Consider the following 519-nt stretch of genomic DNA (forward strand, 5'->3'; position numbering starts at 1 on the left):
ATGAGGACTGGGCTCCTGCGGTGGAGGCGGGGGTGTTGGGTGGTGGTGCGGATGAGCGGATGCCGTTGACGCATGCTCTCGCGGTGAACGCGGTGACGCGTGATCTTCCGGAGGGGCCGGAGGTTTCTTTCACTCTTACCTGGGCCGGCGAGGTGCTGACCGGGAGCCAAGTGCAGGAACTCGGGGATGCGTGGGTGGTTGCTCTGGCCGAGTTGGTGGAGGAGGCGGAGCGTCCGGGTGCTGGGGGGCGGACGCCGTCGGATCTTCCGTTGGTGACCCTCACCCAAACCGAAATCGACCAGATCTCAGAGGTCGAACAGCCCCAGGATATTTTGCCTTTGTCGCCGTTGCAGGAGGGGTTGTTGTTTCATGCGGTGTATGACGTGGAGGGGCCGGATGTGTATGTGGTGCAGTTGGTTTTCGGGTTGGAGGGGAGGGTTGATGCTGGTCGGTTGAGGGGTGCGGCGGAGGCGTTGTTGGTGCGTTATCCGCAGGTGGGTGCGCGGTTTGTGGTGCGGG

1 protein-coding gene is annotated in these 519 nt (G+C 63.4%); it reads left to right on the forward strand.

Annotated features, from left to right (window positions below):
* Positions 1–83 precede the first annotated feature (83 nt).
* Positions 84–519: hypothetical protein (locus tag ABD371_RS35785; RefSeq protein ID WP_344486984.1), on the forward strand; the 436-nt coding region annotated here is incomplete at its 3' end.

This window comes from Streptomyces amakusaensis, assembly GCF_039532665.1.
Classification (GTDB): Bacteria; Actinomycetota; Actinomycetes; order Streptomycetales; family Streptomycetaceae; genus Streptomyces; species Streptomyces amakusaensis.